Annotated in this window: 22 protein-coding genes; 13 read left to right on the top strand and 9 right to left on the bottom strand. The window is 70.0% G+C overall.

All coding sequences use genetic code 11. From position 1 onward, the window contains the following. Nucleotides 1–84 precede the first annotated feature (84 nt). From coxB to VQ02_RS15120, 8 genes are all read left to right on the top strand, one after another. Nucleotides 85–1,053, top strand: coding sequence for a cytochrome c oxidase subunit II (gene coxB / locus VQ02_RS15155; RefSeq protein ID WP_048445029.1), 969 nt, complete (start codon nucleotides 85–87; stop codon nucleotides 1,051–1,053). Then, entirely contained in the window at nucleotides 1,050–2,726 is a 1,677-nt protein-coding gene (locus VQ02_RS15150; RefSeq protein ID WP_048445028.1) for a cytochrome c oxidase subunit I, read from the top strand. The genes coxB and VQ02_RS15150 overlap by 4 nt, the downstream gene beginning before the upstream one ends. Further along, complete coding sequence (locus VQ02_RS15145) at nucleotides 2,723–3,388, top strand: cytochrome c oxidase subunit 3 (protein WP_048445027.1); 666 nt, start codon at nucleotides 2,723–2,725, stop codon at nucleotides 3,386–3,388. The genes VQ02_RS15150 and VQ02_RS15145 overlap by 4 nt, the downstream gene beginning before the upstream one ends. Nucleotides 3,389–3,399: 11 nt before the next feature. Beyond that, nucleotides 3,400–3,699, top strand: coding sequence for a cytochrome C oxidase subunit IV family protein (locus tag VQ02_RS15140; RefSeq protein ID WP_048445026.1), 300 nt, complete (start codon nucleotides 3,400–3,402; stop codon nucleotides 3,697–3,699). Nucleotides 3,700–3,743: 44 nt separating this feature from the next. Beyond that, nucleotides 3,744–4,535: a class II glutamine amidotransferase gene (locus VQ02_RS15135; RefSeq protein WP_048445025.1), complete on the top strand. Its 792-nt coding sequence runs from the start codon at nucleotides 3,744–3,746 to the stop codon at nucleotides 4,533–4,535. Between the two features lie 136 nt (nucleotides 4,536–4,671). Next, nucleotides 4,672–5,394, top strand: coding sequence for a sigma-70 family RNA polymerase sigma factor (locus VQ02_RS15130; protein ID WP_048445024.1), 723 nt, complete (start codon nucleotides 4,672–4,674; stop codon nucleotides 5,392–5,394). A 150-nt stretch (nucleotides 5,395–5,544) separates the two neighbouring features. Next, nucleotides 5,545–5,955, top strand: coding sequence for a DUF1236 domain-containing protein (locus VQ02_RS15125; protein WP_048445036.1), 411 nt, complete (start codon nucleotides 5,545–5,547; stop codon nucleotides 5,953–5,955). Nucleotides 5,956–6,169: 214 nt separating this feature from the next. Beyond that, nucleotides 6,170–6,424 carry a hypothetical protein gene (locus VQ02_RS15120; RefSeq protein WP_048445023.1) on the top strand — a complete coding sequence of 85 codons (255 nt, stop codon included), beginning with the start codon at nucleotides 6,170–6,172 and terminating at the stop codon, nucleotides 6,422–6,424. 96 nt (nucleotides 6,425–6,520) lie between these two features. On the opposite strand, the gene VQ02_RS38210 is transcribed toward VQ02_RS15120, so the two are convergent. The 3 genes from VQ02_RS38210 to VQ02_RS15105 form a co-directional block, all read right to left on the bottom strand. Beyond that, nucleotides 6,521–6,718, bottom strand: a complete 198-nt coding sequence (locus tag VQ02_RS38210) for a hypothetical protein (protein ID WP_167350748.1) — start codon at nucleotides 6,716–6,718, stop codon at nucleotides 6,521–6,523. A 315-nt stretch (nucleotides 6,719–7,033) separates the two neighbouring features. Then, a complete protein-coding gene (locus VQ02_RS15110; RefSeq protein WP_048445035.1) occupies nucleotides 7,034–7,405 on the bottom strand; it encodes a response regulator in 372 nt (123 codons plus the stop codon). 23 nt (nucleotides 7,406–7,428) lie between these two features. Then, on the bottom strand, nucleotides 7,429–7,839 hold the full coding sequence (locus VQ02_RS15105) for a Ros/MucR family transcriptional regulator (protein ID WP_048445021.1): 411 nt from the start codon (nucleotides 7,837–7,839) through the stop codon (nucleotides 7,429–7,431). Between the two features lie 32 nt (nucleotides 7,840–7,871). On the opposite strand from VQ02_RS15105, the gene VQ02_RS15095 reads away from it, so the two are divergent. Beyond that, complete coding sequence (locus VQ02_RS15095) at nucleotides 7,872–9,275, top strand: AraC-like ligand-binding domain-containing protein (protein ID WP_083469221.1); 1,404 nt, start codon at nucleotides 7,872–7,874, stop codon at nucleotides 9,273–9,275. A gap of 80 nt (nucleotides 9,276–9,355) precedes the next feature. Here the strand turns inward: VQ02_RS15095 and VQ02_RS37120 are convergent, their stop codons facing one another. Continuing rightward, nucleotides 9,356–9,499, bottom strand: a complete 144-nt coding sequence (locus VQ02_RS37120) for a hypothetical protein (protein ID WP_157080636.1) — start codon at nucleotides 9,497–9,499, stop codon at nucleotides 9,356–9,358. Nucleotides 9,500–9,950: 451 nt separating this feature from the next. On the opposite strand from VQ02_RS37120, the gene VQ02_RS39900 reads away from it, so the two are divergent. Beyond that, nucleotides 9,951–10,583, top strand: coding sequence for a hypothetical protein (locus tag VQ02_RS39900; RefSeq protein WP_048445019.1), 633 nt, complete (start codon nucleotides 9,951–9,953; stop codon nucleotides 10,581–10,583). Between the two features lie 85 nt (nucleotides 10,584–10,668). Here the strand turns inward: VQ02_RS39900 and pssA are convergent, their stop codons facing one another. The 4 genes from pssA to VQ02_RS15070 all read right to left on the bottom strand — a co-directional run bounded on the left by pssA (nucleotide 10,669) and on the right by VQ02_RS15070 (nucleotide 15,820). After that, nucleotides 10,669–11,502: a CDP-diacylglycerol--serine O-phosphatidyltransferase gene (gene pssA / locus VQ02_RS15085; RefSeq protein WP_048445018.1), complete on the bottom strand. Its 834-nt coding sequence runs from the start codon at nucleotides 11,500–11,502 to the stop codon at nucleotides 10,669–10,671. A 13-nt stretch (nucleotides 11,503–11,515) separates the two neighbouring features. Next, on the bottom strand, nucleotides 11,516–12,229 hold the full coding sequence (locus VQ02_RS15080; protein ID WP_048445017.1) for a phosphatidylserine decarboxylase: 714 nt from the start codon (nucleotides 12,227–12,229) through the stop codon (nucleotides 11,516–11,518). Between the two features lie 130 nt (nucleotides 12,230–12,359). Next, nucleotides 12,360–14,300: an ABCB family ABC transporter ATP-binding protein/permease gene (locus tag VQ02_RS15075; protein ID WP_209437022.1), complete on the bottom strand. Its 1,941-nt coding sequence runs from the start codon at nucleotides 14,298–14,300 to the stop codon at nucleotides 12,360–12,362. 215 nt (nucleotides 14,301–14,515) lie between these two features. Then, nucleotides 14,516–15,820, bottom strand: a complete 1,305-nt coding sequence (locus tag VQ02_RS15070) for a LysM peptidoglycan-binding domain-containing protein (RefSeq protein ID WP_048445016.1) — start codon at nucleotides 15,818–15,820, stop codon at nucleotides 14,516–14,518. 202 nt (nucleotides 15,821–16,022) lie between these two features. Here VQ02_RS15070 and VQ02_RS15065 point away from each other — a divergent pair, with 202 nt between their 5' ends. After that, the gene (locus VQ02_RS15065) at nucleotides 16,023–16,616 is read left to right on the top strand and encodes an LOG family protein (RefSeq protein ID WP_048445015.1); all 594 of its coding nucleotides are present in this window, start codon (nucleotides 16,023–16,025) and stop codon (nucleotides 16,614–16,616) included. 168 nt (nucleotides 16,617–16,784) lie between these two features. Next, nucleotides 16,785–17,042 carry a DUF1737 domain-containing protein gene (locus tag VQ02_RS15060; protein WP_245239739.1) on the top strand — a complete coding sequence of 86 codons (258 nt, stop codon included), beginning with the start codon at nucleotides 16,785–16,787 and terminating at the stop codon, nucleotides 17,040–17,042. A gap of 6 nt (nucleotides 17,043–17,048) precedes the next feature. Here the strand turns inward: VQ02_RS15060 and cysS are convergent, their stop codons facing one another. Further along, nucleotides 17,049–18,428 carry a cysteine--tRNA ligase gene (cysS, locus tag VQ02_RS15055; protein ID WP_048445014.1) on the bottom strand — a complete coding sequence of 460 codons (1,380 nt, stop codon included), beginning with the start codon at nucleotides 18,426–18,428 and terminating at the stop codon, nucleotides 17,049–17,051. 347 nt (nucleotides 18,429–18,775) lie between these two features. Between cysS and VQ02_RS15050 the strand changes: the two genes are divergently transcribed. Continuing rightward, entirely contained in the window at nucleotides 18,776–19,093 is a 318-nt protein-coding gene (locus VQ02_RS15050; protein WP_048445013.1) for a hypothetical protein, read from the top strand. Nucleotides 19,094–19,099: the final 6 nt, after the last annotated feature.

The raw sequence follows: 19,099 nt of genomic DNA, 5'->3' as shown, positions 1-19,099 counted from the left end.
GCGCCTGATGGCGGGCCGGCCCCTCGATCCGGTCCTGCCCGACGATTCCGTGCCAGCCGCTCCGGATGGCGGAGCGGCCCCCCGATGAACCCCACCGACCTCGCGCTCCAGCTCTGGCCGGCGGCGGCCTCCGCCACAGCGGTCGAGACCGATTGGCTGATCCTCGCCTTCACGGTGCTGACGCTGCTGCTGACGGTGCCGGTCTTCGTCGCCATCACGTGGTTCGCGATCCGCTACCGCCAGGGCGAGCCGGCCGACCGCAGCCACACCGAGACCCGCAGCGTGCTGATCGAGATCAGCTGGATGCTGATCCCGTTCCTGCTCACCCTGATCTTCTTCGTCTGGGGCGCCCGGCTGTTCTTCATCTCGAAGCAGGCGCCGGGCGACGCGATGGTGATCGAGGCGATCGGCCGGCAGTGGATGTGGAAGTTCCAGCACCCGACCGGCCAATCCGAGATCAACGACCTGCACCTGCCGATCGGCCAGCCGATCAAGATCCGGATGATCAGCCAGGACGTGATCCACAACCTCTACTTCCCGGCCCTGCGGATGCAGATGGCGACCCTGCCGGACCGCTACACCGAGATGTGGTTCAAGGCCGACCGCACCGGCAGCTACCGGCTGTACTGCTCGGAATATTGCGGCACCGACCACTCGAAGATGGACGGCACGCTCACCCTGATGACCCAGGCCGACTACGCCGCCTGGCTGCAGAATGCCGGCGCCCAGCAGGGCGGACAGGCCGGGGCCGGCCGGGCGGTCTACGAATCCTACGGCTGCGGCAACTGCCACGACCCGGGCGCCAAGGTGCGGGCGCCGTCGCTGGCCGGCCTCTACGGGCGCGCGGTCAAGCTCGCCGACGGCCGCACCGTCACGGCCGACGAGACCTACCTGCGCGACAAGATCCTGAACCCGAACCGGCAGAAGCTCGCCGCCGACTACAAGCAGGTCATGCCGGCCTTCCGCAACGTGATCCCAGCCGACGACCTCGACCGGCTCGTGGCCTACCTGAAGAGCACGGGGGCGACGGCGCAGCAGGAGGCCACCCCATGACCAGCGGCACCATCACCGACGGGCCGGCCCTGCGCGACCCCCACACCCCGGATTCCCACCTCGGCCACGGCGCCGACTACCTGCACGCCGAGCACACGCTGCGCTCGTGGCTCTTCACCACCGACCACAAGCGCATCGCGCTCCTGTACCTCGCCAGCATCACCGCCTTCTTCGTCATCGGCGCGGTGACGGCCGGGCTGGTGCGCCTGGCCCTGGTGGTGCCGGACGGGCAGGTCTTCACCAACGACACCTACAACAAGCTGTTCACGATCCACGGGGTCGTGATGGTGTGGTTCTTCCTGATCCCCTCGATCCCCGCGACCTTCGGCAACTTCCTGATCCCGCTGATGATCGGCGCACGGGACCTCGCCTTCCCGAAGCTGAACCTCGCCTCCTGGTACGTGTTCATGACCGGGGCGTTCTTCACGCTGGCCAGCGTGGTGCTCGGTGGGGTCGATACCGGCTGGACCTTCTACACGCCCCTCTCCACCGCCTTCTCCAACACCTGGGTGGTCCCGGCGCTGATCGGCGTCACCATCGTGGGCTTCTCGTCGATTCTGACGGGCCTCAACTTCGTGGTGACGATCCACACCATGCGGGCGCCGGGCATGACCTGGTTCCGCCTGCCGATCTTCGTCTGGACCCACTACGCCACCAGCCTGATCTTCCTGCTCGCCACCCCGGTCATCACCGTGGCCCTGGTGCTCCTGATCGCCGAGCGCGCCTTCCACATCGGGGTGTTCGACCCGGCCTACGGCGGCGACCCGGTGCTGTTCCAGCACCTGTTCTGGTTCTACTCCCACCCGGCCGTCTACATCATGGTGCTGCCCGGCATGGGGGTGATCTCCGAGATCGTCCCGGCCTTCGCCCAGAAGAAGCTGTTCGGCTACCGCTTCGTCGCCTACGCGGCGATCGGGCTCGCCTCGGTGACCTTCTTCGTCTGGGGCCACCACATGTTCGTCAACGGTCAGAGCGACCTCGCCAGCGTCGCCTTCTCGGTGCTCAGCTTCGCGGTCGCGGTTCCGTCCGCGGTCAAGGTCTACAACTGGACCGCGACGATCCACAAAGGCTCGCTCAAGCTCGACACGCCGATGCTCTACGCCATGGGCTATATCGGGCTGTTCGTGCTCGGTGGCCTCACCGGGCTCTACCTCGCGACGCTCGCCATCAATCAGCACGTCCACGCCACCTACTTCGTGGTGGCGCATTTCCACTACATCATGGTCGGGGGCACGGTGCTGGCCTTCCTCGGGGGCTTGCACTTCTGGTGGCCGAAGATCACCGGGCGGATGTACGTCGAGGCCTGGGGCCGCATCTCGGCGGTGCTGATCTTCATCGGCTTCAACGTGACGTTCTTCCCGCAGTTCATCCTCGGCTACCTCGGGATGCCGCGGCGCTACCACGTCTACCCGCCGGAGTTCCAGTTCCTGAACATCCTATCCTCGGCGGGCTCGACCATCCTGGCGGTCGGCTACATCTTCCCGATGGTCTACCTCGTCTACGCGATCTGGTTCGGGAAGCGGGCGCCCGCCAACCCCTGGGACGCGCGGGGCCTCGAATGGACCGTGGCCTCGCCGCCGCCCGCCCACAACTTCCTCACCGAGCCGCAAGCGCCGAAGATCCCCTACGACTATCCGATTCAGGCCCGCGAGACCGGGAGGCAGCACACGTGAGCGGGCAGGCCGCCGAACCGGGCAGCGTGGGCGTCAGGCTCGTCTCGCACTTCGCGACGGTGGAGCAGCAGAAGCGCGCCGCCGTGCTCGGGATGTGGGCCTGGCTGCTCACCGAACTCCTGCTCTTCGCCGGGCTGTTCCTCACGGCGCTCATCCTGCGCCTGCTCCACCCGGAAGCGGTGCAGGAGGCGGCGCGCCACCTCAAGTTCTGGATCGGCGCCGTCAACACCGTGGTGCTGATCGGCTCGAGCCTGACCATGTCGGGGGCGATCCAGCTCTCGCGCCTCGGCTGGCAGCGCGGCATGGTACGGTTCATGCTCGCCACCGCGGCTCTGGGCGCCCTGTTCCTGGTGCTGAAAGGTTACGAGTACTACGCCGACTACCACGAGCACATGATGCCGTTCCTGTCGGACCGGCCCTACGAATTGAAGGATTCACCGCCCTCGCGGCTGTTCGTGAACCTCTACTACGTCGCCACCTCGCTCCATGGCCTGCACCTCCTCACCGGCATCGGCATCCTGCTGGTGCTGACCTGGCAGGCGAGCCGGCCGGGCTTCCTGAGCGTGCACCAGAACCGGATCGAGATCTTCGGCCTGTACTGGCACTTCATCGACCTGATCTGGATCCTCGCCTTCCCGACCCTCTACGTGCTCAACCGGTAGGAGGCGTTCCCATGTTCGGCACCGGCGACGAGCGCCGCATCCTGTGGCGGCACATGCGGGAGCCGGTCCTCACGGCCGGCGCCCTCCTGGTGATGCTCGGGATCAACGTGGCCTTGGGCGCCACCCTCCCCTTCCCGAACGTCTGGATCGTCGAGCTGATCGTCGCCAGCGCCATGGTGGTGACGATCCTCCTGTTCTCGATGGAGGTCCGTCACGAGCCGCCGCTGGTCAAGCTGTTCGCCGGCATCGGCTTCTTCTGGGTCGGCATCCTGTTCGCGATGACGCTGGTGGATTACCTGTCGCGGGCCTGAGGCGTTCACTCCCCGCTCACCGCCCGGGCCCTATAACGATCGCCATGTGCGAACTGCTCGGCATGAGCGCCAACGTCCCGACCGACATCCGCTTCAGCTTCGCCGGCCTGGCGCGCCGCGGGGGCGAGACCGGGCCGCATCAGGACGGCTGGGGCATCTCGTTCTACGAAGGCCGCGGCTGCCGCAGCTTCCACGACCCGGAGCCGAGCGCCCGCTCGGAGATCGCCCGGCTCCTGCGGCAATACCCGATCAAGAGCCGGATCGTGATCGCGCATGTCCGCCGGGCCAATCGCGGCCGGGTGACCCTGGAGAACACCCATCCGTTCAGCCGTGAGTTGTGGGGGCGCACCTTCACCTTCGCGCATAACGGCCAGCTGAAGGGCGTGAAGCGGCTGAGGCTCGGGCGCTTCCGGCCGGTGGGCACCACCGACAGCGAGCACGCCTTCTGCTGGATGCTGGGCAAGCTCGAGGAGCGGTGGGAGGCGCTGCCGAAGCCCACGCGCCTCGACGGGGCGGTGCGCGAGCTCTGCGCCGAACTGCACGGGCTCGGCGTGTTCAACATGCTGCTCTCCGACAGCCGCACCCTCTACGCCCATTGCGGCAAGCGCCTCTGCACCCTGACTCGTCGCGCGCCCTTCGGCACCGCGACGCTGATCGACGAGGACTGGCGAGTGGATTTCGCGCAGGAAACCACGCCGGACGACATCGTGACCGTGGTGGCAACGCGCCCCCTCACCCGGGACGAGCGCTGGACCGACCTCGCCCCCGGCGAGGTGCTGGCCTTCCGTCTCGGCGTGCCGGACGGGGACGAGACCGGGGCCAGCCTCGGCGGGTGATGCCGGGACGGCGCCGTGTCACGGCTTCGCGCCGTGTCACGGCGCCCTATCGGTCGCGGCCTGTTTCTCGCTAAGGTTGGGCTTTCCGGTCGCGGCCCCCGGGCCCATCTTCCTCTGGCAGGCAGACGCGAGAGCCATGACGCGAGACACCGCCCCGAATCCGTCGGCCGAGCCCAGGCCCGGCCTCTCGGCCAACATCCGGACGCATCTCGGCAGCCAGCTCCGGGCCACCTACGAGGCCCTGGGCAGCGCCGATCCGGACAACCGGTTCGCCGACCTGATCGCGCGCCTGGAGGCCGCCCTCAAGGCGCAGGGCGAGGTCGTCCTGCCGGAATTCCGGGACGGGCTCCTGCAGGCGGTCCCGTCCTTGCGCGCCTTCGCGCTCTCGCTGACCAGCAACCCGGCCCGGGCCGACGACCTGGTGCAGGACACGCTGCTGAAGGGCTGGCAGCACCGGGCCCGCTTCCAGCCCGGCACCAACCTGAACGCATGGCTGTTCACCATCCTGCGCAACGCCTTCTACTCCGACCACCGCAAGCGCGTGCGCGAGGTCGAGGACCAGGACGGCTCCTACGCGGCGCGCCTCGCCACGGCGCCGCACCAGGGCGACCGGCTCGACGTCGAGGACCTGCAGAGCGCGCTCGCCAAGCTGCCGCCGGACCAGCGCGAGGCCCTGGTGCTCGTCGGCGCCGAGGGCGTCTCCTACGAGGAGGCGGCGGCGATCATGGGCTGCAAGGTCGGCACCGTGAAGAGCCGCGTCAGCCGCGCCCGCGGCCGGCTGGCGGAGCTTCTCGGCTACGACGAGGAAGACCTCGGCACCGACCGTCTGATCCAGTCGGCGATGCCGAAGGACGCCTGACGCAGCACCGGCCTCCTCGCGGAATACTCCCGCAGGGTTGCGCGACATTTCGGCCGCGACGATTGAACCGTTTCGCCCAGGGCGACGTTACCACCCCCGAGAGCCGCCCCGCTCGACCGGGGTGGATTGGACGAAACGGAGATCGATCTGATGAAGACCAAGACCCTCCTGGCCGCCGCGACCCTCGCCCTCACCCTGCCGATGGCCGCTCACGCCCAGGGCCTGATCGGTGGCGCCCAGCGCGGCGCCGAGGACGGTGCGGACGCGGCCGGCCCGGTCGGCGCGATCGTCGGCGGCGCTGTCGGCGCGGCGACCGGCGCGGTCGGTGGCCTGCTCGGCGTCGACGACCGTCCCCGCTTCCGCAACTACGCCGTGCGCCAGCACCGCTCCTACGATTGGGACGGCGATGTCCGCGTCGGCGGCGTGCTGCCCAACTCGGGCGTGACCTACTACGAGGTGCCGTCCGAGTACGGCATCCGCGGCCGTCGCTACACCGTGGTCAACGACCGCGTCGTGCTGGTCGATCCGAGCAGCCGCCGCATCGTTCAGGTCATCGAGTAAGCCTGTTGCTTGTCGTGCCGTCCACGGGCGGCACGGATCGTCGATCGGAAGCCCCGGCCCCGCGCCGGGGCTTCCTTGCTTGTGCAGCCTGTATTTCCGGACTCTCATTGCAGCAAACCTGCAACGAAACGGGCCCGGTCGTCGTTCTGCTTCGGCGAATACGCGGATCGTCAGCTATCCGCCCCCTTCCCGAACCTCAGCGACACGGATTCCGATGCCCTCCGACCCGTACGAGAACCACGACGCCGCGCTGCCGGAGCCGGTGCGCGAGCACCTCGGGCAGCAGCTGCGCTCGGTCTACAACGTCCAGGCCGAGAAGCCCGACTACCTCGGCGATCCGGGCCTGCCGCCGGAATTCACCCCGCAGCTGCGCCGCCTCGAAGGCCGGCTGAAGGCCCACGACACCGGACGGGAAGCCGTGGAGGACGCCCTCGCCGACATCCTGCGCGAGCTGCCGCCGAAGAATTGACGGCCAGCGCCACGGTGCCGGAAGCGTCGCGGACCTTCGCCAGCAGCCTGACGTCGTCCGAACCGCTCCGCCGCGCGCCGGCAGCCGGACGGGGCATCAGATCAGCGAGCCCTGCGTTGCGTCGAGCAGGTCGGCGGCACCCCGGTCCTTGCGCGCCGACGGGTAGCAGGCCGCCGCGGCCGCAGCGGCGCTCGTCTCGAAGTCGTCGCCCTGCGTCGCCGGGCTGCGGTGGAGCTCGATCTCGCTGCCCGCTCCCGCCTTGCGGATCTCGATCAGGACATCGTCGCCGGGCAAGGCCCGTGCAGGCTCCCTCGCGCCCCCTGCGAGCGTGATCCTGACCGTCTGATCGCGGGTGTTCTCGGTGAAGCGAAGCCGATCACGGTGCATGCGGTTCATCATATAGTACACGCAGACGCTGAACGTCGTGTGCGTGCTCGCCACGCGGACCCGGACGCTGCTCCCTGGAAGCTCGGATGCGGACCGGCTGCTGCACAGGAGGATCAGGACGCAGAGAGCCAAGATGCGCAGGGGCAGGACACGCGCCATGCTAGGAGGCTCCTCGGAGCGCGGACGGGTCGACAGGCTCCCCGGGTTCCGGCGGCAGGAGCCTCAAGGGTCGGTGAGGGCGCTGAGCAGCTGGCCGGAATTGTACGGCTTGGGCACGAACCGGCCGCTCCTCGGGCAGTCCTGAACGCGCACCACGGCGCGTCCGGACGTGAGCACCAGGCGGATGTGAGGCCAGCGGGCGGCCACCCGCCCGGCCAGTTCGAGTCCGTTCATGGAGCCGGGCATCTCGATGTCGGTGAACACCGCGCTGATGGTCGGGTCGGTTTCGAGGACGGTCCAGGCAGCGTCGGCACTGTCGGCCTCGGTCACGGCGAACCCGCCCTCCTCCAGCATGTCGAGGGCCATCATCCGGACCAGAGGGTCGTCCTCGACGACCAGCACGACCGGCAGCGAGGTGGTGGGGGCAAACGACATGCCGAGCTGCTGCCTGCGCGGGATCAACGCTTCAGCCGGCTCCGCCCGAGTCCGGCGGCCTTGGCGAGGTCGGAGCGCTGGGCCGCGTAACTGGCCGCCACCATCGGGTAATCGTACGGCAGGCCCCACTTGCTGCGGTACGCCTCCGGCGTGAGGCCGCGGCCGGCGAGGTGGCGCTTGAGCGTCCTGTAGGGCCGGCCATCCTCGAGCGAGATGATGTAATCCGGCGTCACCGTCTTCTTGATCGGCACCGGCGGAGCGGGCGGCTCGGGAATGGACGCGGCCGGCTGCTCGAGCGTCCTGAGCTGGTCGTAGACGCGCTGGAGCAGCGAGGTCATCTCTCCGGGAGGGATGTTGTTGTGGGAGACGTAGGCCGACACGATGCTCGCCGCCAGGGAGATCGGATCGAGTTCAGCCGCACCATCATGGGACATTCAGGACACCGTTCTACGAAATTCGATTGTCAATGGCCGGCGTCGACGAGCGCGAGGCAGCGCCGAAGGGGAATGCCGGCCTCGTTTCTGAAGCATGGACCAGCGCCGCTACGTCACTCGATCACGGCCGCAAGGGTCACCATGGCAACCCTGGCTCCGCTCTCGTCGCGGACATCGATACGGAGCTGGATCGCGTTCGCGCCTGGCCGCCGGTGACCGATCAGGTCGCCCAGCAGGCGCTGAAGCTGCCCGCGAACCGCGTTCAGGTCGGCGAACTCGTGTCCCTGATCGTCCCGGACCGTGACGCCGTCGCAGATGTCGAAAAAGAACCTCGGCATTCCGTCTTCACAGGCTGGACCGACCGAAAGCACGTGCTGCAGGCCTGGCCGTCGTTATGGCATAAGGCCTTACAGAGAGATCGGCCGGGATGCCTCGAAGTGTCGGCCGTCCGGTCAGAGGACAGGATGCGCACAATCTTTTCAACCGAGCATATTCGGCAGCAGGACAAGTTCCATTTCTGGATGGATTTCGTAAGACGCACCATCATTACGAACGACGCCCTGCCGGCCTGCCGCGAGAATTTCGACGCGGAACTCGGAGCGATGACCGTCGGCGAGACGAACATAGCGCTCGTCAAGACCTCTACCCTGTCGGTCACGCACACGCGCGATCACGCCCGGCGACTGGACAATGACGACGTTTTTGTTTTCATGCCCCTGAAGGGCCAGAAATTCATTGAACAGGATGGTCGTTGCACGATCCTAGCGGAAAGCCAGCTCGCGCTGATCGATCCGAGATTCCCGCACAGGAGCCGTTTCTCCGAAGGCTGCGAGGCCCTGTCCGTCCACATAGAACGGCAGAAACTCGAGAACCGGCTCGGGACTATTCATCCTCTGACCGCGCGGCCGATCAAGCCGGACACGGCGGAGGGCAGCGTGGCGGCCGCATATCTGACCATGATCTCATCTCAGGCCGGCAATCTCGGCCAGGCCGCGCAAGGCATGATCGAAGCCCATCTGCTGGATCTGATCGCCCTCTCCCTGACGCAGGCGACGGGCCGATCCCTGCCGCGCCCCTCCCGCACCCGTTCGATGATCCGCATGAAGGTGCGTGCCGAGATCCAGGCGCGGCTGTCCGATCCGTCGACGGATGCCGAGGCGATCGCGAGCGCGGCCGGGGTGAGCGTGAAATACGCCAACGCCATCCTGGCCGACGACGATACCTCGATCCGACGCCTCCTTCAGGACGGCCGCCTGGCGCGCTGCCGACAAGCGTTGGAGGATCCCGCTCAGCTGCACCGGTCGGTGAGCGAGATCGCCTATGGCTGGGGGTTCTCGGACATGACCCATTTCGGCCGCCGGTTCAAAGCGGCCTACGGCCTCCTTCCGAGCGAGTGCCGTCGCCGCGCGCCCGGCCGAGCCCGTTCGGGTCGATGACCGAGGCCCCGCGCACCGAGGTCCTACCGGGACGGTGCCGGCGGGGCGCGGTACGGGCGGCACGGCCTTCCTGCCACGCGTCAGGCGGCTGAGGAGAGCCCGCTCGCCGGGACGGCGGGCGTATCCGGCGTGGGCGCGGATAGCGGCAAGGCAGCGCGAACGTCCTCGAAGGCGGGCGCCGGATCGCCGAGCCCCGGGAGATCGGGATCGATCAGGCGCAGCATCCCATCGGTCTCGTTCCCGGGCGACACGCGCGCGCCGGGCAGCTTGTCAGGACTGGAGGCAATTTCCCCCGAAGCGTCTCCGCGAGAGCGCTAGGGTCCCGGCGAATAGACTGTCGCCGGACAGATCCGAGACAATTCTTTCATCGCAAACTCACCGCGCGCCTTCAGTCATTCTTTTCTTTCTCTTTCGCCCCGCAGCGCGATCGGGCGCCTTCAAGGGCGTAACGGCGTCGTTCGACACCGGCGGCCCGCCGCGACTCGACATCATATCCAGGACGGATCAGTATTGCGTGTCTGGGCGGGATCCCGCCCAAATCTCCGCAAGATGAGAGCGGACGCGATATCTGTACCAGGTGCGTCGCCACACCGCGGCCCGTCGGCCGCAGGTGCACAGAGGGGGCGGCTTCCCGACGGAAGCAGCCCCCCTCTCCCGATGGAGGAGATCCCGACAATGAAGTTGCTTTCCCTCGCCGCCGCGGCCTCGCTGATCCTGGCCGCGGCACCTGCCGTAGCGCAGGGCACGGCGGCGCAGCGGGCTGCCTGCACCTCGGATGCCATGCGCCTGTGCTCGTCCCACATCCCGAATGTCGGGGCGATCGCGTCCTGCCTGCGCCGGGAGCGGGCGAGCCTCAGCACGGCCTGCCGCACCGTGATGGACGCCGCCGAAGCGCCGACCCAGCGCGCCGCCGAGGCACCGGCCGCCGAGTCGCGGCCGATCCCGCGCAGGATGGTGCGGTCCCACGCCGTCGCCGAGGCGGACGCACCGGCCATCACCCGGCGCGCGGCGCCGCGTCGGCTCGCGCTGGCCCGGCCGGCCGTCGAGCGTCCCCGGATCGCGGCCCGTCAGCGGGCCATCCGGTACGCCGCCGTGCGGCACAGGGCCGGGACGGGCCGGATGGCCGGCCTCGGAGGCCTCGGCGGCCGCTCCTCGGAGATGCGGCAGGCGATGTACTGGATGAACCGCCTCGGCGGCCTCAGCGGCATGATGGGCGGCATGGCCGGGCTGGGCGGGGCCGGCGGGGGCATGTCCCTCGATGCGATCCGCGACGTGCGCATCGGCGACCTGATGGGCATGATGGAGTGAGCCCGCGGGCCGCTCGGGGACGATCCTCGATCCGGCGCGCCGCGCCGCGCCAGGCCCTGGGCCTGGCGCGGGTCGGGACCGGGCCTCAGGGAGCCGGCGGCTCGTCGCCCGGGACCGGGGCGGAGGCCGCTTCGGCCTTGGCCCGGCGCCGGTACTGGTTGGCGCCGATCGGGATCGCGCAGAGATAGCCGAGGCTCAGGAGCGCCAGGATCTCGAACGGGAAGCTGATCAGCAGGCCGAACCCCGCCACGGTCACCACGAAGATCGGCAGCACGTATTCCCGCGGCACGCGCTTGCCCACGGTCTTGCCCGAGAAGGTCGGCACCGTGGAGATCACGAGCAGCGCGATCACCAGCATGTAGACGAGGGCGACGGGGGCGAGGCCCGGGCTGAGCTCGAAGCCGAGGAAGTGCAGGTAGAGCGGCAGCAGAACCGTGAGCGCGCCGGCCGGCGCCGGCATGCCGACGAAGAAGTCCTTCTTCCATTCCGGCCGGCCCGGATCGTCCAGCATCACGTTGAAGCGGGCGAGCCGCAGGGCCATCGCGATGGCGAAGATCAGGGCGACGATCCAGCCGAGCGACTTCAGGTTGTGCAGCACGAAGCTGTACAGGATCAGGGCCGGGGCGCAGCCGAAATTGACGAAGTCGGCGAGCGAGTCGAGCTCGGCGCCGAAGCGCGAGGTGCCCTTGAGCAGGCGCGCCACCCGCCCGTCGACGCCGTCGAGGACCGCGGCGGCGATGATCGCGATCACCGCCGGCTCGAACCGGCCCTCGAAGGCGAGGCGCACGGCGGTGAGCCCGAGGCAGACAGCCATCAGGGTGATCATGTTGGGGATGATCATCCGCACCGGCACCGGCTTGAACCGGCGCGGCTTGGGCTCGTTCGGCTCGGGGGCGAAGGGCGGGAAGAGGTCGTCCATGCGGGCGCTCCGGTCAGACGCGGCGGAACTGCCGCACCGGGCCGGTCCCGCGCAGGTCGGCCAGCACGGTCTCGCCGGCCACCGCCTTCTGGCCGAGGCCGACCAGGACCCGGGTGCCCGCCGGCAGGTAGACGTCGACCCGCGAGCCGAAGCGGATTAGGCCGAACCGGTCGCCGACCGTGAGGTCGTCGCCGGCCTTGACCCAGTCGACGATGCGGCGCGCCACGAGGCCCGCGATCTGCACCACGCCGATCCGCACCGTCTCGCCGCCCTGGCGGGTCTCGATGACGAGGCCGTTGCGCTCGTTGTCCTCGCTCGCCTTGTCGAGCTCGGCGTTGAGGAAGAGGCCCGGGGTGTAGTGGACCTGGTCGATGCGGCCGGTCACCGGCACTCGGTTCACGTGGCAGTCGAACACGTTCATGAACACCGAGATGCGCAGCATCGGCTCGGACGGCAGGTCGAGCTCGGCCGGGGGCAGCACGGTGCTGATCAGGTTCACCCGCCCGTCCGCCGGCGAGATCACCAGGCCCTCGCCGACCGGCACGATCCGCTCGGGGTCGCGGAAGAAGTAGCAGACCCAGAGGGTGAGGATGAGGAAGATCCAGCCGAGGAACTGCACGAAGGTGCCGGCGAGCACCGTCAGCACGATGCCGATCGCGATGAAGGGGTAGCCCTCCTTGTGGATCGGCACCAGCACGCGGCGGATCGTCTCGAACAGGTCGGTCATGGGTCCTCGGGCCTGCGACGGCCGCGAACGCGGCCGGTCCAGCGCCCGCGGATGGCAGGCGCGTGGCCCCGCGTCAATCGTCCGAAGGGCGCGACGGCGCCTGGCGCGTCCGAACGGCGCGGGACGCGCCTCACGACACCGAGGCCGGCTCGGGCGCCTTGGCGATGGGACCGGGGATCTCGCCCGGCTCCAGGTTCAGGCGCAGGCTCTCGCCTTCCTGCGCCTCGGCCCGCTTGAGCGCCTCGCGGGCGGCGTCCGCCTCGCGCTGGCGGTTCCACATCGCCGCATAGACGCCGCCCTGCGCCAGCAGCGCCAGATGGGTGCCGCGCTCGGCGATGCGGCCCTGGTCGAGGACGATGATCTCGTCGGCCCCGACCACCGTCGAGAGCCGGTGGGCGATGACGAGCGTCGTGCGGCCGCGGCTCACCCGGTCGAGGGCGTCCTGGATCTCGCGCTCGGTGAAGGAGTCGAGAGCCGAGGTCGCCTCGTCGAGGACCAGGATCGGGGGTCCCTTGAGGATGGTGCGGGCGATGGCGACGCGCTGCTTCTCGCCGCCCGAGAGCTTCAGGCCGCGCTCGCCCACCGGCGTGTCGTAGCCCTCCGGCAGGGCGGCGATGAAGCGGTCGATCTGGGCAAGCCGCGCCGCCTCGCGCACCTCCTCCTCGGAGGCCTCCCAGCGGCCGTAGCGGATGTTGTAGCCGATCGTGTCGTTGAACAGCACCGTGTCCTGCGGCACCATGCCGATCGCGGCGCGCAGGGAATCCTGCTGCACGCCCGCGATGTCCTGGCCGTCGATCGTGATGCGGCCTCCTTGCGGCTCGTAGAACCGGAACAGCAGGCGCGACAGCGTCGACTTGCCGGCGCCCGACGGCCCGACGATCGCGACGGTGCGTCCCGCCGGCACCGTGAAGCTGATGCCGCGCAGGATCGGTCGCTCCGGCACGTAGGCGAAGTGCACGTCCTCGAACCGCACCACCGCCTCGCCGATCGCCAGGGGAGCGGCGCCCGGCCGGTCGGCGATCTCCGGGTTGCGGTGCAGGATCTTGAACATGTCGTCGATGTCGATCAGGGCCTGCTTGATCTCACGGTAGATCATGCCCATGAAGTTGAGCGGCATCGAGAGCTGCACGAGCATCGTGTTGACCAGCACGAAGCCGCCGATCGTCGCCCGCCCGGCCATGATGTCGCGGGCGGCGAGCCACATCACCACGCTCATGCCGATCGTGAAGATCACCGCCTGGCCGGCGTTGAGCACCGCGAGCGAGACATAGGTCTGGGTCGAGGCCTTCTCGTAGCGGGCCATCGACTGGTCGTAGCGGGCGGTCTCGCGGCCTTCCGCGCCGAAATACTTGACCGTCTCGTAGTTGAGCAGGGAGTCGACCGCCTTGGTGTTGGCCTCGGTGTCGGAATCGTTCATCCGCTTGCGGATGGCGATGCGCCACTCCGTGGCCTTGTAGGTGTAGCCGAGGTAGGCCGCCACCATGACGAGCACCACCACCGAGTAGGTGAGGTCGAACTCGTAGGCCAGCGTGCCGAGGACGAGGAGGAACTCGACGATGGTCGGCACGAGCGTCAGCACCATCAGGCGCGACAGTTCCTCGATGCCGTTGCGGCCGCGCTCCAGCACCCGGGTCAGGCCGCCGGTCTTGCGCTCGAGGTGAAAGCGCAAGGACAGGCGGTGCATGTGGGTGAAGGTCTGCAGCGCCAGGCGCCGCACCGCGTGCATCGCGACCTTGGCGAAGAGGCCGTCGCGCACCTGCGTCAGCAGCGCCATGGCGATCCGGGCGGCCCCGTAGAGCAGGATCATCAGGGCCGGCGCGGCCCAGATCCCGGTCGGCACCGCGCCCTCCTTGCCCCCCACCACCGCCACCAGGGCGTCGGTCGCCCACTTGAAGGTGAACGGCATCGCCAGGGTGACCACCTTGGCGACGAGCAGGAGGCCGAAGGCAGTGAAGACGCGGCGCTGCAGGTCGGGCCGGCCGTGGGGCCAAAGGTAGGGCCAGAGGCGGCGGTAGGTCGCGACGAGGCCGGGCCGCTCGGGCTCGGCCGGATGGATCGGGGTGGTGGACAAGAGACCGGTTCCGGACGGGATCGGTGCCGCATATAGGCCAGCGGGCGGCGCGAAGACAGCGCGCCCGACGCGGCACGGCCCTGCGCCGGAGCGGGCCCGCCTCCTCTGCCGGCCGGTCAATGCCCGCCCGTCACCCGCGCGAGGTCTTGCCTATCGAGGTCTTGCCTATCCTGAAGAGGTCTTGCCCGTTCCGAGCTCGACCGGGGGGCCGGCGGTCAGCCCCGGCTCTCCCGCGTCTGTCCCTGCACTGCCGGCGCCTCGCCGGGCAGCACGAAGACCTGGCCGGGATAGATCCGGTTCGGGTCGCGGATCTGGCGCTGGTTGGCGTCGAAGATCACGGTGTAGCGCAGGCCGTTGCCGTAGGCCCGGCGGCTGATGCTCCAGAGATTGTCGCCCCGGATGACCCTCGCGGTGCTGACGCCCGGCACGAACACCGTTCCGGGCGCGGCGGGCGCGAGCGCCGCCTCGGCGGTCGGTGCCCGGACGGGCGCCGGGGACAGGGCAGCGGAAGCGGCCGCGGCGGCCCCTGTCGCCGAGGGCGCCGGCGCGGCGGTGACGGCCTCCCCGGCCGGGGCGCCGCGCAGCAGGGGCTGGCGGGCGGCCCGGCCGGGCGCCTCGGTGGCGCCGGCGAGGGCCGATCGGTCGAGGTTCGGCGGCACCGCGAAGGCGGTCTCGGCGCGGGTCCTGACGGTCCCGGAGGCGGGATCGACCTGGTCGATCCGCACCCGGTAGTCTCCGGGATTGACCCCGCGCCCGATCGTGAAGGCGATGCGGCCGTCCGGCCCCGCCCGGCCGGGCGCCACCAGCGTGTCGTTGAGGTAGAGGCGCAGGGCCGCCTCGGGGGCGCCCCGGGCGGTGACGTAGAGCCGCCCGCCCGCCTCCGCGTCGACGCTGACGATCTTGACCGGCGCGGTGCCGGCCGACGGCGCAGCGGCGACCTCGGGCTGCGAGAGCACCGCGGTCGGCTTGCCGGGGGCGGTGACGGCGACGAGGGGCCGGGCGCGGCCGTCCGGCGCCACCACCACCACGGCGCTCTCCTGGCTCGTGACCCGGGCGCCGTCCGGCGCGATGCTGCGCAGGGTGATCTCGCTGGAGCCCGGGGGCAGGAGCGGCGGCACCAGGGCGAAGTTGCCGGCGGCGTCGGCCCGGGTGCGGGCGAAGGGCGAGCCGCCGCGCAGAAGCTCGACCTCGGCGCCGGGCTGGCTGCGCCCGGCCACGACGCTCGCCCCGTCGGGCTCGACCCGGATGACGTCGAAGGTCGGTGCGTCCGGTGCCGCGCGGGGTGCCTCGGGGACCGGCGCGGCCGGCAGGGCCGCGACCGTGGCGGGCGCGGCCGGGTCCCGCGAGGAGACCGTATCCTTCGGGATCGCGTCCTTCAGGCTCGCGTCCTGCGGCGCGACCGGGTCCTGCGGGAAGAGCGAGAACAGGCGGGTGCCGCTCGCCGCGACGCCGATGAGCACGAACCCGGCCACAAGACCGACGACCGCGAGGACGAGACCGCGTCGCAACTCCGTCGTCATGGCGCAACACTCCCGGTCACGGGTCCCCCGAGCCGATGGCTCCAGCGGCCGCGCGACCTTTCGCCTCCGGTCGACACGCCCGCGCCATCACATTCATATTAACAGGACTGGCGAGGCGAGACCACGCGGCGTGTTCCGCGCCGCCTCGGCCGGAGAATTGCGTGGCGAGGCCGGTTTCGGCTGCGAACGGTGCGGAGACTCGATGCGGACGGTTTGCGTGTATTGCGGCTCGGGGTTCGGGACCGATCCGGTGTTCGAGGCGGCGGCGCGGTCGCTGGGACGCAGCCTGGCGGAGGCCGGCATCGCCCTGGTCTATGGCGGCGGCAATGTCGGGCTGATGGGCACGGTGGCCCGGGCGGTGCTCGACCACGGCGGACATGTCACCGGCATCATCCCGGACTTCCTGAAGTCGCGCGAGCGCATGCTCGACGACGTGCAGGAGACGATCGTGGTGCACGACATGCACACCCGCAAGAAGCTGATGTTCGACCGCTCCGACGCCTTCGTGGCCATGCCTGGCGGCATCGGCACCCTCGAGGAGCTGGTCGAGCAGATGACCTGGTCGCAGCTCGGTCAGCACGCCAAGCCGATCCTGCTGCTCTCGGTGGCGGATTTCTGGGCCCCGTTCCTCGGCCTCCTCGACCACATGCGCCGCACCGGCTTCATCCGCGAGGGGCTCGACCTCAGCTACCTCGTGGCCGAGGAGCCGGACCAGGTGGTGCCGATGCTGCGCGAGGCGATCCGCAAGGCGGAGCCGCGGCCGGAGGCCGAGGCGCTGATCGAGGAGCGGTTCTGAGCCTCCACGGCCCCCGACGGACCTGCCACCCTCCCGGTTCCGGAACCGCGCGGCGGAACCCGGGATCCGCGACCGCTGGCGGCGGCAGGTCTCACGACCTCTCCCGCCCATGACCTCATCCCGAGGTCGCGGGCGGGAGCCGACCCGCAACTTCGCGAGGAGCCCATCGTGAGCACGATCCCGGACCCGAAGCCGCCGAACGACGGGCTGCCCTACCGGCTGATCACCGGAAAGGACGATGCCGCGTTCTGCCGGCGGATCTCCGAGGCGCTCGCGCTGGGCTACAGGCTGTACGGCTCGCCGTCCTGCACCTTCAACGGCACGGACGTGATCGTGGCGCAGGCGGTGGTCTGGCCCTCGGCCGTCGAAAACGGTGCGAGAGATGGGACGCCCCTCGCACCTGATCGGTCGCTCCTGCCAGGATAGCGCCGCCTACGGGCCCACCGTCCAGCTCGTCGTCCCGTCCTTGTTGTCCTTCACCGTCACCCCGAGCGCCGTCAGCGCCTCGCGGAGGCGGTCGGATTCCGCCCAGTCCTTGCGCGCCCGGGCCTCCTTGCGCTCGGCGATCAATTGCTCCACCGCCGCCGCATCGACGCCGGAGGCCGCCACCGCGGCGCGGTCGCGCTCGGTCTTGGTTTGCCTGAGCAGGCCGAGCAGGCCGGCGCCGGCCCTCAGGGCCGCCGGGTCGTCGAGGCGGTGCACCTCGCCCAGAGCCGCCGGGGTGTTGAGGTCGTCGAGCAGCGGCTCGAGGACGGTCTCCGGGGCGGGTCCCGGGGCGGCGTCGCCGGCCGCCTCGTACCAGCGGTCGAGGGTGCGGCTCGCTTCTTCCAGGCCGCGCAGGGTCCAGTCGATCGGCTGGCGGTAGTGGGTGCGCAGCATGGCGAGGCGCACGACCTCGCCGGGCCAGTCCGCGAGCACCTCGCGCAGGGTGACGAAGTTGCCGAGCGACTTCGACATCTTCTCCCCCTCGACCTGCAGGAAGCCGTTGTGGAGCCAGATGTTGGCCATCACCGGCGTGCCGAAGCAGCAGCGCGACTGCGCCAGCTCGTTCTCGTGGTGGGGAAACACGAGATCGATGCCGCCGGCATGGATGTCGAAGGTCTCGCCGAGGTGCTTCCAGGCCATCGCCGAGCACTCGATGTGCCAGCCCGGCCGCCCCGGCGCCGCGATGCCGGCGGGCGAAGGCCAGGACGGCTCGCCTGGCTTCGAGGGCTTCCAGAGCACGAAGTCGAGGGGCGAGCGCTTGTAGGGCGCCACGTCGACCCGGGCGCCGGCCTCCATCTCGTCGAGGGGGCGACGCGAGAGTGCGCCGTAATCGGGCATCGCGGGCACGTCGAACAGCACGTGCTCCTCGGCCACGTAGGCGTGGCCGGCGGCGAGCAGCCGGTCGATGAGCGCCGTCATCTCGACGATGTGGTCGGTCGCCCGCGGCTCGATCATCGCTGGCGGCCGGCCGGGCCGGTTGACGTCGTCCGGCATCAGGATGCCGAGGCGGCGGATGTCGGCGTGGAACTGGCCCAGGGTCTCGTCGGTGAGCGCCCGGATGGTAATGCCGCGCTCGGCCGCCCGGGCGTTGATCTTGTCGTCCACGTCCGTGACGTTGCGGGCGTAGGTCACCGCATCCTCGCCGTAGAGGTGGCGCAGCAGGCGGAAGAGCAGGTCGAAGACGATCAGCGGCCGGGCGTTGCCGATATGGGCGGCGTCGTAGACGGTCGGGCCGCAGGCATACATCCGCACCCGGCCCGAATCGATCGGCCGGAGCGGCTCCTTGGCCCGGGAGAGCGTGTTGTAGAGGCGCAACAGCGAGGCCATGAAACACCTGCGGGACGGGGTCGGGCCGGGCCGCCGCTGGGCGCTCCGGCCGAGGTTCTAAGTCGTTGCCGGGTCGGGATTCGGGCCCGGCATGAGCGGTCCCGGGGCGCCGCCGGCGCGGGCGACCGGAGGGCCGCCTGTTGCACGGGTGAGACGCCCCGGAGGGCCGATCCGGGTTAGCCCAATTCCGCGAGCAATTCGAGACGGCAGGCGCCGCGCGGGCCAAGCCCCGGGCGAACCCTGCGGAATCGGAGCGCCCGCACGATGCGTACAGAGATTGTTTACCACCCACGCCCAGTGTCGGGCCGGAGCCGGATGCCGGCGGCTCCGTTCAGAAGGTTTGCCCCATGCGTCGCACCCTCGCCGTCCTCAGCGCCCTCGGTGTCCTGGCCCATGCCGCCGTCCCGGCACTGGCCGCAGCGCAGGCGACCGGCGTGGAGAAGACCTTCCTGATCCCGTCGAGCGACGGCTACGGCGTCGCCGAGTGCCTGACCACCGGCGGCGAGTGCGGCCAGGTGGTGGCGGATGCCTGGTGCGAGTCGCAGGGCTACGCCAAGGCGGCCTCCTTCGGCATGGCCGCCCAGGACGAGTATACCGGCGCGATCGAGGCGGCCCCGGCCGTGAAGACCTCCGACCGCCCGATCCGGATCACCTGCCGGGATTGATCGGGG

Origin of the sequence: Methylobacterium variabile (assembly GCF_001043975.1) — a bacterium.
In the GTDB taxonomy this organism is placed as follows: domain Bacteria; phylum Pseudomonadota; class Alphaproteobacteria; order Rhizobiales; family Beijerinckiaceae; genus Methylobacterium; species Methylobacterium variabile.
Note: the sequence above shows the minus strand (reverse complement) of the source record. Positions and strands in the feature narration are given on the sequence as shown.

Excerpts from the sequence above, each read along its gene's own strand:
- coxB (WP_048445029.1), top strand. The coding sequence starts at position 85 with ATGAACCCCACCGACCTCGCGCTCCAGCTCTGGCCGGCGGCGGCCTCC.
- VQ02_RS15150 (WP_048445028.1), top strand. The coding sequence starts at position 1,050 with ATGACCAGCGGCACCATCACCGACGGGCCGGCCCTGCGCGACCCCCAC.
- VQ02_RS15140 (WP_048445026.1), top strand. The coding sequence starts at position 3,400 with ATGTTCGGCACCGGCGACGAGCGCCGCATCCTGTGGCGGCACATGCGG.
- VQ02_RS15135 (WP_048445025.1), top strand. The coding sequence starts at position 3,744 with ATGTGCGAACTGCTCGGCATGAGCGCCAACGTCCCGACCGACATCCGC.
- VQ02_RS15130 (WP_048445024.1), top strand. The coding sequence starts at position 4,672 with ATGACGCGAGACACCGCCCCGAATCCGTCGGCCGAGCCCAGGCCCGGC.
- VQ02_RS15125 (WP_048445036.1), top strand. The coding sequence starts at position 5,545 with ATGAAGACCAAGACCCTCCTGGCCGCCGCGACCCTCGCCCTCACCCTG.
- VQ02_RS15120 (WP_048445023.1), top strand. The coding sequence starts at position 6,170 with ATGCCCTCCGACCCGTACGAGAACCACGACGCCGCGCTGCCGGAGCCG.
- VQ02_RS15110 (WP_048445035.1), bottom strand. The coding sequence starts at position 7,405 with ATGTCGTTTGCCCCCACCACCTCGCTGCCGGTCGTGCTGGTCGTCGAG.
- VQ02_RS15105 (WP_048445021.1), bottom strand. The coding sequence starts at position 7,839 with ATGTCCCATGATGGTGCGGCTGAACTCGATCCGATCTCCCTGGCGGCG.
- VQ02_RS15095 (WP_083469221.1), top strand. The coding sequence starts at position 7,872 with ATGGCCGGCGTCGACGAGCGCGAGGCAGCGCCGAAGGGGAATGCCGGC.
- VQ02_RS37120 (WP_157080636.1), bottom strand. The coding sequence starts at position 9,499 with ATGCTGCGCCTGATCGATCCCGATCTCCCGGGGCTCGGCGATCCGGCG.
- VQ02_RS39900 (WP_048445019.1), top strand. The coding sequence starts at position 9,951 with ATGAAGTTGCTTTCCCTCGCCGCCGCGGCCTCGCTGATCCTGGCCGCG.
- pssA (WP_048445018.1), bottom strand. The coding sequence starts at position 11,502 with ATGGACGACCTCTTCCCGCCCTTCGCCCCCGAGCCGAACGAGCCCAAG.
- VQ02_RS15080 (WP_048445017.1), bottom strand. The coding sequence starts at position 12,229 with ATGACCGACCTGTTCGAGACGATCCGCCGCGTGCTGGTGCCGATCCAC.
- VQ02_RS15070 (WP_048445016.1), bottom strand. The coding sequence starts at position 15,820 with ATGACGACGGAGTTGCGACGCGGTCTCGTCCTCGCGGTCGTCGGTCTT.
- VQ02_RS15065 (WP_048445015.1), top strand. The coding sequence starts at position 16,023 with ATGCGGACGGTTTGCGTGTATTGCGGCTCGGGGTTCGGGACCGATCCG.
- cysS (WP_048445014.1), bottom strand. The coding sequence starts at position 18,428 with ATGGCCTCGCTGTTGCGCCTCTACAACACGCTCTCCCGGGCCAAGGAG.
- VQ02_RS15050 (WP_048445013.1), top strand. The coding sequence starts at position 18,776 with ATGCGTCGCACCCTCGCCGTCCTCAGCGCCCTCGGTGTCCTGGCCCAT.